Annotated in this window: 1 pseudogene; it reads left to right on the top strand. The window is 73.1% G+C overall.

The features are described from left to right. Nucleotides 1-402: pseudogene (locus ABD308_RS14970) on the top strand (pyridoxamine 5'-phosphate oxidase family protein); the annotation flags it as partial. Nucleotides 403-806: the final 404 nt, after the last annotated feature.

The following is an 806-nucleotide window of genomic DNA, read 5'->3' as shown; positions in this document are numbered from 1 at the left end:
CAGCTGCTGGCGGCCACCGCCGACACCTTCTTCATCGCCACCGCCGGGCCGGACGGCCGGATGGACGCCTCGCACCGCGGCGGCAACCCGGGCTTCCTGCGGGTGCTCGGACCGGACCGGCTGCGCTGGCCCGACTACGCGGGCAACAGCATGTTCATGACCCTGGGCAACCTGGAGCTCGACCCCAGGGCCGGGCTGCTCGTCCCGGACTGGGAGACCGGCGGCGCGCTGCTGATCACCGGCGAGGCCAGGACCGACTGGACCGGGCCGGCCACCGACGGCCTGCCGGGCGCCGAGCGGGTGGTCGACCTGACCGTCACCGGCGTCGTCGAACTGGCCGACGCCACCCCGCTGCGCTGGACCGGCCCCGAGTACTCGCCCGCCAACCCGCCCGCCCGCTGAATCCGCCCTCACCTGACGGCGGATCGACCCGACGGACCGCCACCGCTCCACCGCCCCTACCGCCTTCCGCCGACCCGCGCCACGCCCGGGGCTCCGAACAGCCGTCACCCGTTCGGAGTACTCCACCGTGACGATCATGCGTCCGCTTTGGGACTTTGGTCCCGATAACACGCGGTGTGCACCTGGGAAGGACCGTGCTGTCACGCCGTCAGCGGCATGACCGGCACCATCCCCAGCAGGAGAGACAAGAGGCGGAGAATGACCCGAACCGAGCAGCTGACCCCCCTGTTGGAATTCGACGAGGTGGAGCCGGAGGCGGACTGCATATGCGGGGGCTGCCGCTCCCGCCGCCGGGCCCGGATGCGCGCCGCTCCGGAGCACGAGGGCGGACACCCGGCGGCCCG

This window comes from Kitasatospora putterlickiae (assembly GCF_039527695.1).
In the GTDB taxonomy this organism is placed as follows: domain Bacteria; phylum Actinomycetota; class Actinomycetes; order Streptomycetales; family Streptomycetaceae; genus Kitasatospora; species Kitasatospora putterlickiae.
Note: the sequence above shows the minus strand (reverse complement) of the source record. Positions and strands in the feature narration are given on the sequence as shown.